The sequence below is a fragment of the Actinacidiphila acididurans genome (assembly GCF_016918855.1).
Taxonomy (GTDB): Bacteria; Actinomycetota; Actinomycetes; order Streptomycetales; family Streptomycetaceae; genus Actinacidiphila; species Actinacidiphila acididurans.
In genome coordinates, this window is record NZ_JADKYB010000023.1 from 87,303 (window position 1) to 103,859 (window position 16,557).

Here is a 16,557-nt window from a genome sequence, read left to right on the forward strand (position 1 = left end):
ATGGGACGGCGGTGGTCCTCGACGGCTCAGGCTGCGGCACCTTCCGCGCCCGGTCATCATGAGCACTGCTGCTGGGCAGGTACGACGTGACGACCGCATGCGAGAAGGGCTTGACCTCGGGACTAGGTCAGCGGTTTCGGCTCACGCCGTCCACACCCGGACCGCGTCGCCGGCGATCTCCACGAACTGCCGGGCGCCTGGGTGGTGATGCGTGGGGAAGAAGCCGGGAACAACGCCCAGGAGTTCTCCCCGGGCCGGATCCCACGCGGACAGGCCGGCGGCGCTTATGTTGCCGTCGCCGTCCCCGCTGCTGAACAGGTGGATACCGTCGCTGAAGAACCGTCCCGACGGGCCCTCGAACGCAAGGACTTCCACGGCCGTCGGCACACGCCACAGGTCACCTTGGGCGGTCCGGGTCGTGTCGAGGATCCGCGCGCCGGGACGCATGTCCTCCTCGTCGTCGCCGATGCCTTCGACGGCGACCCGGGCCGAGCCGAGCCACGTCATGGCGTGATCCCAGTAGTACTCCCGGCCGCACACGTCGACCCGGCTGGGGCCGTCCTCGGACTCCCACACCTCGATCTCCAGCCACCGGTCGAGATCCCACACGGCGGGGAAGCCGACCGGATGCCACAGCCAGCCGTCGTCCAGGATCCGCCGGCCGTCCGGGCTGACGTACAGGGCGCCGTGGAAGTAGTCGAGGAAGTGCTCGGGACGGGCCCGCTCGTCGGCCGGCGCGGCATGCGATCGGGCCGTGAGCAGCGCCCCGCTCTGCGCGTCGGACACGTCCAGCCGGTTCCAGGCCGTGCGATGGACTACGACGTCCCGCCCGCGGTGGCGCGCGAAAGCCAGCGAGAACGGCACGGTCTCCTCGTGACCTCCCTGGTTGTCCAGGGCGAGCGTGGTGCGGCCGGTGCGCAGGTCGATCACTTCACCGAGGCGGCCGTAGTCGTTGACCACGGCGGCGAACGTCCCGTCGCCGCAGGCGTGCAGGCGCCGGCGGCACCGGTGGCCGGCCCACGGTTCGCGATCCGGCTCGGCCGCGAGACCGGTGGTGGCCACCGGCTCATGGTCGCCGGCCGCCATGTCCCAATGGCTGATCGTGCCGTCCGCGCCCAGCGCCAGCCACACCGGCCGCTCGCCACGGCTCACCGGCGCCAGATCGGCGACCTCGCCCAGGCCCTTCGGTACCGGGATCTCACGGACCGCACCGCTGCCGATCATCGCTGCTCCCCTGAGAAACCGAACGGGCCGGAAATCGAACGAGCAGCATATCCGCGACACATCAGCCGGGCCCGCCGTCTCGACTGCTGGCTACTTGGGCATCAACGAGTCGGGCTTCGACATGCGGGTCCGACCGGAGTTGCTTGCGGGGACTGCCCGACAGATCGGTATCGACGCTTCACTGGACCTCGGTCGGCACGATGCGACATCGCTCATGGGGTACCAGCTTTGCCGCGCCCTGGGCGGCAACGACATGAGGGATGAAACGGGCAGATCAGATCCTGTGGGGAGCCAGTTGCTGAGACGACGCGTTTGGCGGGGTTCGGGAGACGGCTTGCGGAAGGTGTCGGCGGCTACGGCAGATAGACGCTGGCGAAGGAGCCGTCGAAGCCGAGGGCGAGCATGGCCTGCTCGATGGTGGGATACGTGATGCTTTCGGGAGTCGCGATCATGGCGTCGTAGTCGGCTCGGCGGATCTCGGGTTCGAGCCACTGATGGCCGCAGCGGCAGCGGACCCAGACGTCTCTGCCTCGGTTGATCAGCAGCCAGTCGCGGCGAGCATCGCAGGCTGAGCACATCACGGGGATTCCGCGAAGTGTCAGCTGGTGCGGGTGGCTGAGGCCGCGAATGCGGTGAGGCCCGTGTGCCAGTTCGGGCTCGTAACTACCTTGCGTCACGGACTCGCTCCCGGTCGGGACGATGGAGGGCGCGCAGGAGTCCAGCTTCGTCTGATCGGTCGCTCCGTGCACGAGCGTTCTCCTTGCTCAGCGTTGTTTCCTCATCCGTAATACCAGTTTGTCTTGGTTGTCCATCGGCTGCACAGCTTGCCGGATCGGCCTGTGGTGCCCGGGCCACTGTTCATCGACGCCGTGGCGAGTTTCGATTCGGCTCGGTCAGGGGTGGTCGTGGCGCGGTCGGAGGCTGGGGGAGGCCGGTCCGAGGCCGCGGAGCTGCCCTGCGGTGGTCGGTCTCCGGGTGTGCGGGGAGGTCGGCGAGGCGGCGGAGGCGCCAGACGAGGACGTCTTCGATGTTGTCGGCGGTGGCCAGTTCGCGCATCGCGACGGCTTCCCGGAGGAGTGCAACAGGGTCATGGCCCGCTTGCTCGGCTTGGGCGAGGGTGGCGGTCAGAGCATCGAGGTCGGCCGGGCGGCGAAAGGGGAGCGCGGTGGCGGGGATCGTTGAGCGGATCGCGGCCTCGTAGGTTCGGCGCTTCTCCTCGGACAGGGCACGTCCTTGCTGTCGCAGGGCGTGGAGCGGTGCTGCGGCGGCCTGGACGTAGGCGGCGCGCAGGTGGGTGGCGGCCTGGCGAGCTGCTTCGGCTTGCTGTGCGTGGCCGCGGGCGGAGTGCCAGTGAGCGGCGGCGATCGCGGCCAGGACCAAGGTGGACAGGAGCATGGCCGTGGCGCCGCCGTCCTCGCCTCGGCCGAGTGCGCCGCCGGCGTGGATGATGCCGCGGGCCGCCGCGCGCAGGGCACGGTTGTCGGCTTGGTGGGCGTGAACGTGGCTGCGGGTGGCGCGTTCGAAGACACGGGCGGCTTTGCGCAGTTGGGCGCGAGTGGTGGCCGCGGAGGTCTGGGCGGCGGCGTCGAGGAGTGCGCCGATGCCGGGCAGGTGGCCGGCGGCTTCGTCGTCACCGGTGGTCAGCTCGGTGACGGCTTGTTCGGCGATGCCGGTGGCCCGGCGGCGCTGGGCTGCCGGGTCCGGTGCGTAGGCGCGGGGAGCGACGGTTTCCCGTGTTGCGTCGACTGCCGGGGCGCCGGAGTTGAAACGGCGGCGGATCTTCGGCAGCGACAGGTCGGGAGCGAGGGTGGAGCCGGCGAACCAGACGGGCTCGCCTTCGCGGTTGCGGTCGCCGGGGAGGGCGACGCTGTAGCCGAGGGTGTCGCCTGAGGGGGCGGTGCGCAGCTTGATACGCAGGCCCGCTTCGTGCACGCGGGCGAAGAACTCGGGCTCGTCGGCGGCGCCGGCGAGAGCTTGGCGGACGGCTTCGCGCAGAGTCTCGCGAGGGGCTTCGGTACGGCCGGTGCGTTCGGCTTTGAAGCGCTCGGCGCTGGTGGGGTTCTTCGCGGCGGTGCCGTCTCCGGGCCTGAGCCGGCGCAGGCCCAGCTCCGCCTCGATGTGGCGGCATTCGGCCTGGGCCTTCTTGAAGTCGTAGTTCATCCGGGGGCGGCGCAGGTCGCCGCGGACCATGGTGGCCACGATGTGAATGTGGTCGTCGGCGTGGCGGACAGCGACCCATCGGCAGCCGTCCGGATCGCCGTCCGGCGTGAGCCCCACGGCAGTGACCAGGCGGCGGGCGACCGCGTTCCACTCGGCGTCGCTCAGGTGCCGGTCGCCGGGGTCGGTGCGCACTGAGCAGTGCCAGACGTGCTCGGCCGGTGCCGCGGGCCCGGCCTGCTTCACCCGCAGGTCCAAGGCGGCGGCCAGTTGGGACATGGCGGCCTTGGCGTCCGGATCGCGGCCGGGGTCCGGCGCGAAGCCGTCCCAGGAGCCGATCAGGTGGGGGTCGGTGTGCTCGTCGCGGCGGCCGGGACCATACAGGTACGCCAGCAGTCCGTACGTGCGCGAGCCGCGCCGGATCTTCGGGACCATCAGTGCCGCCGCTGGACGAGGGCGTTGGCGGCCGCGTCCACGCGCGCCAACACGGCCAACAAGGCACGTAGGGCGTGGTCGAGCTCGCCGGGCAACGGAATACCGCCGGCGTTGTAGATGTGGGCCATCTGGTTGACGTTGTTCCCGACGCGGGAGACCGCGGTGCGCAGCGCCGCCAGTTCGTCGATGGCGGCGTCGAGCTGCTGGTCGGCCGAGATGCCGGCCTGGCCGCGGGCGGCGGTCAGGCCGGCGGTGGCGAGGAAACGGGCGACGGTGACCGCGTGCCGCCGGGCGGCGCCGGCGATCTCGGCGTACTCGGCATCGGACAGGCGCGTGGTCAGCTTGTGCGCGCGCTCGGTGGGGTTGCGGGCGCGGCGGCGGGGCTTGCGGTGGGGGAACGGGGGCGTTCGCGGCGTCGGCGGGTCGGGCAGTTCGTCGTTCCCCTTGTCCGGTGCCCCCTGGCTCAGGACGTCCGGCCGGTCCCCGTGCGCCCCCGCGCGGGGACCGGCCGGCCCTTTCCCACCCGGCTCCGGGCGGGGGAGGGCGTACGTCGGGCCGTAGGACCGTCGTACGCGACAACTTGCTCCGCCCGGGGCCGTGCTTGGTTCATGTGACGGTACGGGGTGGGTGGCCGCCGGGTCGTCCGCCGTCACCGGCCGGACCCGACATCGTACGTGCGGATCTCCCGCAGGAGTTCCTCGATCCAGTCCATGGCCAGGACCGGGTGGTGAAGCGTCCAGGGGCCGTCGTACCGGCGGCGTTGGACGACCCAGGACGTGCCCGGGCCGGCTTCGACGTGGTGGAGGTGTCCGTGGCGGCGCAGGACGGCCAGCCACGCGTCGACTTCCGCGGCGGTCGTGGGGCGAGTGCGCATGGTGGTGATCTCCGGCGGAGGGATCGCGACGGAAGGGAGCAAAGCGGTGGCCCGGCTCAGCCGTCCGGCAACGGCTGTCCGGGCTGTGGGACGCCGTCCGGTCAGTTGCGGGATCCACCGGCCGTATGTCCGTACTGCTGTCGCAGCTCGGCCATGAGCTGGGTGAGGGCGTCGTTGGACAGCGGGATGTTCTGTCCGCGGATGGCTTGTGCGACCACCTTCCGGGTCAGCTTCCCCTGGTTCTGGACCGCCTCTCGGGCGATCGTCAGCAGGTGGTCAGTGTCCGGCTCACGGTGCGGGTCGGCCGCTGTCCGGTCTCTGTCGTGAGTGACCGGCGGCGTGTCCGGGCGGCCGGGCAGGGCTGTGGTCTGCGGCCGGTCTTGGTGATCCGCGCCCGGGACGGTCCGCCCGGACGGTGTCCGGACGCGGCCGGTCGGTGCGTCCGTTGCTGCCGCCACGTGACCGAGCGGTGCGGTCGCCAGGCGTCCGAGAGGATGCTGACCGAGTGCCGACCGCCCTCGTTGTCCGGCCCGATCGCCGCGGAACTGTCCGGAGCGGTGCGTCCTGCCGACCGGAACACCGTCCGGCTGTCCGGACACGCCGTGCGCGGACTGACCGGCCGGCCATCGGTTGTCCGGACCGCGGGCGATGAGGATGTACAGGTGGACGGCCCCGGCCAAGGCGAGCGGCGCAACCGTGGACAGGGCGGCCACTACCTGGTCCCCGAGGCGCAATGCAGTGACCGTCGTGGTCACCTGATTGAGCCGGACGGCGTGCAAGGCGTTCGCCCAGACGCTGACGGCGGTGGCCGCGCCGAAGAGGGCCCATATGTACAGCCGAGCCCTCAGCGGGGCGGTGCGCAGGACGACCAGGGCGCGCACGCCGTAGGAGATGAAGCCGTCGACGGCCAGGGGAAAGAGCCAGCACAGCGCGGGGCGTACGTGGATGGCGACGGCCATCTGCTGCAAGGCGCTGTACGACAGTGCGCACCCGGCCGCGCCCAGGGCGGCGACAGCGGCACGATCCCAACCAGTGACGTAGGTGCTGGTCGCGTCCGCCCGACGCTTCACGCCGCATTCCCCAAGTCGCCACGGCTGAGCCCGTCAGCGGAAGTCCCATGAACACCTGGCGAGTCCGTGCCTGCTCCTGCATTTCTCCCATGCTCACCGTGCTGGCCCAACTGGGCCGGACTGCCGCGCCGGTCCCGCTGGCGGACGCGCTGGCACTGTCCGGCTTCCTGGATCTGGTACCCGACCCGCGAGGCGTCCGTGGCCGCCGCTACCGGCCGTCCGCCCTGGTCGCCGCAGCCGCGGCGAGTGTCCTGGCCGGTGCCCACTCGCTCAGCGCGATCACGGAATGGATCGGCGACGTCCCTGCGTGGGCCTGCCGGGCTCTTGGCTCCCCCACCGACCCGCTCTCCGGTACCGTGTCCGTCCCGCACCCCCACACCCTGCGCCGTCTGCTCGTCCAGCTCGACGGCGACGCCCTGGACCAGGCGATCGGCGCCTTCCTCACCGCCCGGCCTCGGCCGGTCCCGGGCTGCGGGCGATCGCCGTCGACGGCAAAGCCCTGCACGGCTCGCGCACCCGCATCACCGGGCACATCACCCTGCTCGCCGCGATGGACCACACCGGTCACGTCCTGACCCAGCGCCAGGTCGCCGACAAGAGCAACGAGATCCCCGCCTTCCGCCCCTGTTCGACAGCGTCGACCTGACCGGAGCGGTCATCACCGCCGACGCCCTGCACACCCAGCGCGCCCACGGCACCTACCTCCGCGGCGCGGTGCCCACTACATCGCCCAGGCCAAGGCCAAACATCCCGGGCTCTTCGACCGCGTCCGCCGTCTGCCCTGGCGCGAGATCACGCTCGACCAGCACGACTGCACCCGGGCCCATCACCGCCTGGTGATCCGGCGGCTGAAGACCACCGCCTTCGCCCACCTCGACTGCCCCGACGCACGCCAGGCCCTCCAAGTCGTGCGCTGGAGGATGGACTTCACCAGCGACAAGCTCACCATTGAGCGCGTCTACCTGATCACCAGCCTGCCGCCCGGCGCCCGGTTCGCCGACGGGATCAGAGGGCACTGGAAGATCGAAAACCTTCTGCACCACGTCCGCGACCGAACGATCCGCGAAGACGACTCCAAGATCCATACCGGCCATCTCCCGCGCATCGTGGCCAGCCTGCGCAACCTCGTCATCGGCGTCCACCGTCAGGACGGCCACACCAACATCGCCCCGGCTCTACGTCACACCGCTCGCGACTGGCGAAGGCCTCTGGCCGCCCTCGGCCTCACCGGATGAAACCCGGACAGACCCCGATCAGGCAAGCCATCCTGGACCGGCCCTGACCTGCGGTTTTATGGGTGCGCGTGATGTGCGGTGCGGGCGTTACGGGCGATGTCTCGACGCTGAAATGACGCTCGTTGGTCTTGTCTGTCGACGGCGAGTCAGATCGGTGGGCGGGTCGGGGCTCTGCTGAGACGCGATCGGACCGGGACTTGTCGCCGGCTGGGCGGACGGTTCGCCAGCACGGACTACGCGGGCCTGCGCCCGGAGGAAGCCGTCGCAGTGACCTTGGCCTGCGGATTCCATTTTCCGCGGATCCCTGGGTGAGCGGTTGTCCGGGATGGGGGCTCTATACCTGCGCCTCGGTTGTTTCGGTAGGCGCGTGCAATTGGATTCTGGTGTGGTGTGCATCATGTTTTGAGGAAGCTCTGCGATCCGCTCGTGGACCGCGGTGTGGGTTCCGGAATGCTCACCTCCGGATTTCGTGCATGCCATGCGCCAAAATCCAGTAATGATTGAGTAATATCCGGTAACTTTCCGGTGATGTGCGCAGCCGTCAAAACGGACAGTTGTGACTCCTGTCTCACGCTGTGTGGTCTCTGTGGGCCTTTTGCTGGTAGTTCGTCCGGTTCTGATCGGCTGGTTGACCACTGGATGGCAAAAGGCGTGGAATCCCCGGTCGGCTGAGCATGTGTGCTCTGCACGCGTGTTTCCTGGCCCTGGGGGTTGTTTTGAGCGGCATACGTTGACGCGTGCCGTATTCCGTAGGGTCTGGTTCCGGCTGCCTTTCTGCTGGTCGAGACTGGAGATTGGTCATGCGGACGCAGTGGATGAGATGGGTTGCCACCATGGTGGCGACCGGTGGGTTATTGACATCGTTGGCATACGTTCCGGCGGCCGTCGCGCAGACGCCCGCGAAGGCTGGCGCGGGCCCGGATGTGTCGGTGCCGAAACTGCGGCACGGGCATGTGCACAAGCCGCCGCGGGGGCCGGAGGAGGCGATCGCGGACCGGCAGAAGCTCCCGCCGGGGAAGAAGGCGGCGCCAGCGCACCGGGTGAAGGAGCTGACGGGGCAGCGCACGTCGTCGGCGCGGTTCTGGCGGATGTCGGACGGCACGACGCAGGCCGAGGTGTCGTCGGCGCCGGAGTCGTACAAGTCCGGCGGCGGCTGGAAGTCGATCGACACGAGGGTGGGTGCCTCGGCCCGCAAGGGCTTCCCGCTGGCGAACACCTCGAACCTGGCGCGGACGTATTTCGGCGGTTCCAGCGGGCAGTTGGTGCGGTTCGAGGCGGATGCCTCGCATGCGGTGACGCTGGGCCTGGAGGGCGCGCCGGCGTCGCTCAAGCCGCAGGCCAAGGGCGACACGGTCACCTACCGCGGGGTGCTGCCGGGCACGGACGCCGATTACCGGGTCGGTGCCGGGGCCCTGAAGGAGGATTTGGTCCTCGCGAGCAATCCGGCCGGCCCGGTGTCGTACACCTTCGACCTCAATACGCAGGGTTTGACGCCGAAGCAGCAGCCTGATGGTGCGATCTGGCTGTACGGGGGTGACGAAACGGGCCGGCCGCGGGTGGTGATTCCGGCGGCGGTGATGTTCCAGGCCCCGGCGAACGCCGATTCGGCGGTGGCGGACCTCACGCACGGGGCGGTGTCGCAGAAGCTGACCCGCGACGGCGGGCGGTGGCGGATCACGCTGACGCCGGATGCGAAGTGGCTGGCGGCGCCCGGGCGGCGCTTCCCGGTCACGGTCGATCCGACAATCGTGCTGGCGCCGACCCCGTCCACCTCGCAGGACGTGATGGTCGACTCCTCCCAGCCGACGACGAACCTGAACGGGACGTGGCAGCTCGGGGTGGGCAAGACGAGTTCGGCTGGAACACTGCGGTCGCTGCTGTACTTCCCGCTGTCGGGGATCCCGGCGAACACCCCGATCACGTCGGCTCAGCTCGGGGTGTATTTCAACCAGGTCCACACGGCGAACAACACCGCGGTGGAGATCGAGGCCCACCGGGCCACGACGTCCTGGGACGCCTCGAAGGCCACGTGGAGCAGTGCCAGCGGCCTGTCGGGTGAACTGTCGGGTACGACCGTCCAGTTGGACAACGGGGCGGCGGGGACGGCGGCGAAGGGCTCGTGGCCGGCGTCGACGAACACGGCGTACACCCAGTATGCGATCAACCAGACGTACCAGTACAACAAGGACACCGTGGCGGGGGACACGTACACGTGGCAGCCGACGGTGTCCAAGGCCGGCTCGTACCGGGTGGACGTGCACTCGATCCCGGCGAGCGACCGGGCGACGAACGCGCCGTACACCGTGACGTACAACGGCGGCACCTATTCCGGGACGATCGACCAGTCCGCGGGCACGGGCGGGGTGTGGCGGTCGCTGAACAACGGCAACCCGCTGCCGTTCGCCGCGGGCACCGCGGGCAAGATCGTGCTGGGCGACGGGCCCGCGTCGTCGACGACGTCGGTGATCGCGGACGCGGTGCGGCTGGTGGAGCCGGGCACGACGGTGACGAAACCGGCCGGCTCCTACGACCAGTGGCACAGCTTCGGTGTGACCGACACGGTGCAGAAGTGGGTCAACGGCACGGCCGGCAACTACGGGTTCGTGCTGCAGGGCGCGGATGAGTCGAGTACGGCTCCGCTGGGCGGCCCGCTGTACGAGGCGTCGGAGTTCGGGTACGGCGGTGAGACTGCGACGTATCCGAAGCTGACGATCACCTACGGCACGCCGGGTGTGGCGGTCAACGCGCCGACGGTGATCCACGCGACGGGCGCGGAGCTGTCGTGGCCTGCGTACACCAACACGACGGGCGATCCGGCCAATGACCTGGCGGAGTACCAGGTGCACCGCTCGGTGTTCCAGGGCTTCACCCCCTCGGCTGCCACGCTGATCTCTCCCGTGCCGACCGGAACTACCACCTTCACCGACACCACAGCCGTGCCAACACCCGCGGACTCCACCAGTTCCTTCCACGCGGTGTATTACGAGGTGGCGGTCAAGACCAAGGGCGGGCAGGTCATCGGCGGCCCGGTGCAGCTGACGGAGCTGCCGAAAGCCGGGCAGACCACGCAGATCATCCAGGCCGGGCAGAGCGACGCCACGCTGTCCTCACTTCAGCCGACCACCGCGCACGACACCATCAGCTCCGACGGGGTGAACCAGAAGTGGCTGGAGGTGGGCAACAACTCCGCCACCTACGGCACGACCCGGGCGGTGCTGAAGTTCCCCACCTCATCCCTACCGTCGACGGCGCGGGTGCTCAGCGCACAGGTCCAGGCGTGGTCGACGATCACCACCAACTCCGGCGGCGGGCAGGCAACCTACGAACTGCACCCGTTGACGAAGGACTTCGACCAGGCGACGGCGACCTGGAATGACGCGAGTTCGAGCACGCCGTGGACGACAGCCGGCGGTGACTTCTCCGCGTCGGTCTCCGACACGGTCACCTCCATCACCAACGACCCGGTGCGGCACTACTGGAACGCCACTTCCCTCGCCCAGAGCTGGGTGACGACACCGTCCTCGAACCACGGAGTGCTGCTGAAGGTCGCCAACGAGTCGACGGCCTCCGGCGCGCAGGAACGCACCGTCTTCGCGTCCTCCGAGACCTCCGAGCCTCAGCTTCGGCCGCAGCTCGATGTGACGTACGTAGATGCCACGACGGACTCCACGTATTACGCGCCGTCGACGCCGGCGCGGATGACGCCGGGGACGACGTACAACGTCGACGTCACGGTGACCAACACCACCAGCGCCACGTGGAGTGCCGCGAACGAGGTGCTCTCCTATCGGTGGACGCTGCCGGACGGCACGGACGTCACCAACGGCGGAAACCAGATCCAGAGCGCGCTTCCGCAGGACGTCTCGCCCGGCGAGACGGTCACCGTTCATGCGCAGGTCAAGGCACCCACGAACGCGGACTCGGGGAATCCGACGAACAGCCGCACCGCGTACACGCTGACCTGGGACGCGTACAACACGGCCAACAGCACCTGGAACTCCGCTACCGGAGGCGTGCCCGGCCTGGCCCAGGCGGAAACAATCGAGGACCCGACCTCGGACCAAATCGGTCTGGAGCAGTTCTACGCCTACGCGGGCAAGAACACCGGCTCCGGCTCGACCGTCATGAACAACCTGGCGTCCGGGAACGCGGTGTGGCAGTACAACGCGTTCGCCAATCCGGGGCGTGGGCTGGGCACTTTTGTGCGGTTCGCGTACAACTCGCTGGACACCTCGGACACGGTGATGGGCCCGGGCTGGTCAGCCCAAGCCAGCGCTCCCATTCGCCTTGGCGCCGCGCTGGACTTCCACCCCAATCCGAATCCGACGACCGTGACTCTGGTCGACGGTGACGGTACGTCGTCGGTGTTCACCAAGCAGGCGGACGGCTCGTGGAAGGCCCCGGCCGGTGTCCACTATCTGCTGGCGGCGCAGGACGCGGCGAACTGCACGCCGGACAAGGACGACGCGTCCGACGCGTGGGTGATGACGCAGCCGGACGGGACGCGGTTCTTCTACGACTGCGAGGGCTATCCGACCTCGATCGTGGACAAGAACGGCAACACCGAGACGTTCACGTACGCCACCCGTAAGTCGAACAACGCCCCGCGCAAGTTCCTGCAATACATTACCGACCCCGCGGGCCGGCAGACGCTGACCGTCACCTATTACAACAAGGGCGACGCGTACTCGTACGTCGACGACAACGGTGTGGTGCAGTCGGGCACGAACCTGACGAACCCGAAGATCATCGACCATGTCGCGTCGATGACAGCTCTGGGTGACGGTACGAACCCGGCGCGGAAGATCACGTTCCTGTACACCACGCAGGGGCTGATGGCGCAGCTCACCGACGGTGCGGGTTCCTCGCAGCCGAAGGTGTTCGGCTTCACCTACGACGCCACGCAGGGCACCAAGAACGTCAAGCTGGTGAAGATCACCGACCCGCGGCAGCACGCCACACAGCTCGCGTACTACGCCCCGCAGGCCGGCGACAACCCGAAGTACCACTGGTGGACCAAGACCGTCACCGACCGGCTGAACAACGGCACCGGCTTCTCGTACGCGCAGGACGCGTCGAACAGTGCCTTCACCGACACCACGGTCACTGATGCCCTGCAGCAGGCGACCACGTACGTCACGGACGACTTCGCGCGGCCGGTGCAGACCACGAACGCCAAGTCACAGGTGACGAAGCTGTCGTGGGACGCGGACAACAACGTGACCCAGCTGGTCGAGGACAACGGGGCCACAACCAAGTGGACCTACGACCCCAAGACCGGTTATCCGCTGACGACGCAGGACGCCGAGGCGGTCAAGAACGGCTGGCCGGCGACGCAGTACACGTACCAGACGCGACTGGACGGCTACAGCGCGGACCTGTACACCAAGACCTCGCCCGAGGGCCGGGAATGGCAGTTCGGCTACGACAGCTTCGGCAACCTCACCTCGGTCACCGATCCCAAGGGCGTCTCCACCGCCACCGCGGGTGACTACACCACGAGCTACACGTACGACTCCTTCGGTGAGCTGAAGACCGCGACCGACGCCAACCAGCACACCACCACCTACAGCGACTTCGACCCGAACGGCTACCCGAAGACAACGACGGGACCCGCGCCGTACAACAAGCCGTCCACCACGGCCTACGGCCCGCTGGGCCAGGTGCTCTCCGTCACCGACCAGCTCGGCCACACCACGACGCAGACCTACGACGTCTACGGTCGGCCACTGGTGAAGAAGGTCCCCAAGGACCAAGCGAGCGGCGTCTACATCACCACCCCGGCGCCGGTGTACGACGCGAACGACAACGTCACCCAGGCCACCGGCCCCAACGGCGCCGTCTCCACCGCGGTGTACGACGAGGCGGACCAGGTCACGTCGGCAACCGCGCCGAAGGACCACACCACCGACCCGGACCGGACGACCTCGTACACGTACGACACCATCGGTGAGCTGAAGACCACCACGGAGCCCAAGGGCACCATCACCACCACCGATACGACTGACTACGTCACCACCAACAGCTACGACTCCATCGGTGAGCTGACCGACGTCACCAACGCCAATGGCGACAAGATCAGTTACCAGTACGACAACGTCGGCAACGCCACCTATGTCATCGACCCGGTCAAGAACAAGACGACCGACACCACCGACTACACGACGAAGACCGACTACGACTTCGACCACCGCCCGTACCAGGTGACGGATGCAGCGGGGAAGGTGACCAAGACCGGGTACGACAAGGACGGCCTGGCCACCACCAGCACGGACGCGGACAACAACACCACCACGACGTCGTACGACGAGCGCGGGAAGGTCGTCCAGGTCCAGGCCCCGTACCAGGGCAGCGCGGGTTCCCCGACGTACCGGGTGACGAAGTACGACTACGACCAGGTCGGCAACCAGACCAAGGTGTACTCGCCGCGGGCGAATGCGGCGGGCAGTACGACGGCGTTCGTCCGCCAGACGGTGTACGACGAGCTGAACCGGCCGAAGGAGACGATTCAGCCGTACGACCCGGCCGACGCCACGTACAACCACCCGGTCTCCACGTACACGTACTACGACGACGCGGGGCGGGTGACGAAGACCTCCGCGCCGCCCTCCAGCGGCCAGAGCATCCGCAACGACACCACGTACACCTACTGGGACGATGGCCAGGCCAGGACGTCCACCGACCCATGGGACATCACCACCGCCTACGACTACAACGAACTGGGCCAGCAGACCGCACGCACCCTGTACTCCGCGGGCAGCGTGAGCGTGGCCGGCAACGGCACCCTGACCGCCACGCCGGGCTCGTCGTCGCGGACGATGAGCTGGTCGTACTACCCCGACGGGTCGCTGTCCTCGCGCAGTGACGACGGTGTGCCGGTGGGGCTGGCGACGGAGCTGGTCGACAACTCCGACACCCAAAACATCTCGTCCACGGGCACGTGGGCCACCGGGAGCACGGGCAGCGATCACCAAGGCTATGACTACCGTACCCACGCCGCCGGCACGGGTACGGACGCCTTCACCTGGCAGCTCGATGTACCCCAGGACGGTACGTACACGCTGTACGCCCGCTATCCGCAGGTCACAGGTGCTTCCACCGCCGCGGTCTATACCCTGCACCACGACGACGGCACCACCACGACCAGCACCGTCGACCAGACCAAGGACACCGGCACTTGGGTCTCGCTGGGGTCGGCCACTTTCAAGCAGGGCAACACCTCGTCCCTGTCCCTGGCGCAGAACGCCGGCGGCACGGTGGTGGCGGACGCGGTGAAGCTCGTCCGCAACAACAGCACCGACACCGACAACGAGAAGCACGCCTTCGCCTACTCCTACGACCCGAACGGCAACCTGACCTCGATCGCGGACTCTTCGCCGGGCGCGGCCGTGGACACGTACGGGATCGACTACACCGGCCTGGACCAGGTGCAGAAGGTCACCGAATCCGCGGGCAGCACGGAGAAGACCCACACCGCGTACACCTACGACCCGGACGGGCAGCCGGCGACCGTCGACCACCCCGGGCAGTACTCCGCCTACACCTACGACCTGCGTGAGCTCGCCCAGACGGTGAAGGTCGGCACCTCTTCGACGGACTCCTCGCCGAAAGTCACCTCCTACACGTACACCCCGCGCGGGCAGCAGCTGAGGCAGACCAAGGCCAACGGCAACACGGTCGACTACACCTACTGGCCCTCCGGCGAGGTCAACACCCAGACGGAGAAGACCTCCACCGGCACTCCGGTCGACAGCCACACCCTGACCTGGGACGCGGACGGCAACAAGGCCGAGGACGTCGCGAGCAAACAGAACGCCGACAACCACGCGGCGTACCTGAACTCCACCACCGACTACACCTACGACCCGGTGGACCGGCTGGCGAAGGCGGTGAAGACCGGCAACGGGGCCGAGACCGAGACGTATGTCCACGACGACAACGCCAACGTCATCTCCCAGAGCGTCGCCGGCGCCGCGACCACCTTCACCTACGACCGCAACCGGCTGCTGTCCTCCGCCTCCGGCGGAGTCAGCGCGGCCTACAACTACGACCCCTACGGCCGCCTGGACACCGTCACCAGCCAGGGAACGGTCGTCGAACGCAACACCTACGACGGGTTCGACCACGTCACCCAGAACACCAAGCTCGGCACCGGTGGGGTGAGCACCACCACCAGCTACACCTACGACCCGCTGGACCGCACCGCCAGCGAAACCGTGGGCGGCAAGACCACCGACTTCTCCTACCTGGGCCTGTCCGACCAGGTCCTGGACGAGACGGTCGCCGGCCAGCTCACCAAGTCCTACCAGTACAGCCCCTGGGGCGAACGCCTCTCCCAGGTCACCCACAACACCGACGGCACCACCTCCGACGCCTACTACGGTTACAACAGCCACACCGACGTCGAGACCCTGACCGACTCCACCGGCCAGACCAAGGCCACCTACGGCTACACCGCCTACGGCTCCAACGACACCTCCGAGTTCACGGGCATCGACAAGCCCGACACCCAGGACCCGACCAAGCAGCCCTACAACGCCTACCGCTTCAACGCCAAGCGCTGGGACCAGACCTCCGGCACCTACGACATGGGCTTCCGGAACTACGACCCGGGCCTGAACACCTTCACCACCAGGGACATGTACAACGGCGCCCTCGCCGACGCCAACCTGTCCACCGACCCACTCACCGGCAACCGCTACGCCTTCGCCAGTGGCAACCCCGTCACCAGTATCGAACTCGACGGGCACGACAACTGGTGGGCGGACCCCAGCATGAATAAGCCGACGTCCTCGGACGCGAAGCCCATTTCGCAGGGGCTGGCCAACTCCGAGGGGCTCGGTGCGAACTGCAACGCGAGCAATTGTTCGGACTATGATCCCGAGGCGAATCCGAATTACGCCACCAAAGCTGCCGCGGACGCCCTGGCAGCTGAGCAGCAGTATGCGGAAGACCGGTACATCCGCAAGATCGACGGCAAGAACTCCGTCTCGGGGGCCATCGCCGTCTATGACGAGGGCTTGGAGAAGCAACAGTGGCTCGACGCCGCCGGGCGCGTCCGTGCTGGAGTACTCGCCCAGTTGAACAAGCTCCGGGACGACGGTCTGCTCTCCCCGAACCAGTACAACCGGTTCAGCACTATTTCCATCGCCTGGGACGAGAAGAAGAAGGTGATCTACTGGGGCCTTCTGAAGTCTCCGCGCAGGGGCAGCAGCCCGTATTGCGCCGAGGACCTCTGTGAACAGGAGGCGGTCAAGAACGGCTCGGCCAAGGAGGATCTGCAGTACGACAGGACATTCCGTCCTCGCGGTGGCGAGGAAGTGGACATCTGCGTCCGTTGCCAGAGCACACGTATGCTGGAGCAGTTCGAGGCATCAGGCGCAAAACTGGAGGCCGGTGGGAGGCTGGCACTTCAGCGAGGCATCCTCGGCTCCACAGGTGTGGACGCGGGGGAAGACGCGCTCGAATCCGAGTTGCAAGCCGAGTCCATGGCTGAAGGAATGACAATGGGGCTTGACGACGAGTGACCGGTGCCATATGACCGCGGGGCGCCTGGGAGTAC

The 16,557-nt window shown here is 68.2% G+C and carries 9 protein-coding genes; 3 read left to right on the top strand and 6 right to left on the bottom strand.

What is annotated here, in order from left to right:
- Nucleotides 1–141: 141 nt before the first annotated feature.
- The 6 genes from ITX44_RS32600 to ITX44_RS32625 all read right to left on the bottom strand — a co-directional run bounded on the left by ITX44_RS32600 (nucleotide 142) and on the right by ITX44_RS32625 (nucleotide 5,760).
- On the bottom strand, nucleotides 142–1,224 hold the full coding sequence (locus ITX44_RS32600) for a hypothetical protein (RefSeq protein WP_205361973.1): 1,083 nt from the start codon (nucleotides 1,222–1,224) through the stop codon (nucleotides 142–144).
- A gap of 353 nt (nucleotides 1,225–1,577) precedes the next feature.
- On the bottom strand, nucleotides 1,578–1,805 hold the full coding sequence (locus ITX44_RS41760; protein WP_236062115.1) for a hypothetical protein: 228 nt from the start codon (nucleotides 1,803–1,805) through the stop codon (nucleotides 1,578–1,580).
- Nucleotides 1,806–2,082: 277 nt separating this feature from the next.
- On the bottom strand, nucleotides 2,083–3,816 hold the full coding sequence (locus tag ITX44_RS32610) for a relaxase/mobilization nuclease domain-containing protein (protein ID WP_236062116.1): 1,734 nt from the start codon (nucleotides 3,814–3,816) through the stop codon (nucleotides 2,083–2,085).
- A complete protein-coding gene (locus ITX44_RS32615) occupies nucleotides 3,816–4,469 on the bottom strand; it encodes a plasmid mobilization relaxosome protein MobC (protein ID WP_205361975.1) in 654 nt (217 codons plus the stop codon). Before ITX44_RS32615 ends, ITX44_RS32610 begins: the two co-directional genes overlap by 1 nt.
- On the bottom strand, nucleotides 4,466–4,690 hold the full coding sequence (locus tag ITX44_RS32620) for a hypothetical protein (RefSeq protein ID WP_205361976.1): 225 nt from the start codon (nucleotides 4,688–4,690) through the stop codon (nucleotides 4,466–4,468). Before ITX44_RS32620 ends, ITX44_RS32615 begins: the two co-directional genes overlap by 4 nt.
- Before the next feature lie 101 nt (nucleotides 4,691–4,791).
- Entirely contained in the window at nucleotides 4,792–5,760 is a 969-nt protein-coding gene (locus ITX44_RS32625; RefSeq protein WP_205361978.1) for a DUF2637 domain-containing protein, read from the bottom strand.
- A 47-nt stretch (nucleotides 5,761–5,807) separates the two neighbouring features.
- Here ITX44_RS32625 and ITX44_RS41765 point away from each other — a divergent pair, with 47 nt between their 5' ends.
- From ITX44_RS41765 to ITX44_RS32635, 3 genes are all read left to right on the top strand, one after another.
- Nucleotides 5,808–6,335: a transposase family protein gene (locus ITX44_RS41765; RefSeq protein ID WP_236062117.1), complete on the top strand. Its 528-nt coding sequence runs from the start codon at nucleotides 5,808–5,810 to the stop codon at nucleotides 6,333–6,335.
- 261 nt (nucleotides 6,336–6,596) lie between these two features.
- A complete protein-coding gene (locus ITX44_RS41770; protein WP_236062118.1) occupies nucleotides 6,597–6,995 on the top strand; it encodes a hypothetical protein in 399 nt (132 codons plus the stop codon).
- A 1,784-nt stretch (nucleotides 6,996–8,779) separates the two neighbouring features.
- Nucleotides 8,780–16,522 (top strand): golvesin C-terminal-like domain-containing protein, encoded by a 7,743-nt coding sequence (locus ITX44_RS32635; protein ID WP_372441060.1) that lies wholly within the window; start codon nucleotides 8,780–8,782, stop codon nucleotides 16,520–16,522.
- The last annotated feature ends 35 nt before the right edge of the window (nucleotides 16,523–16,557 follow it).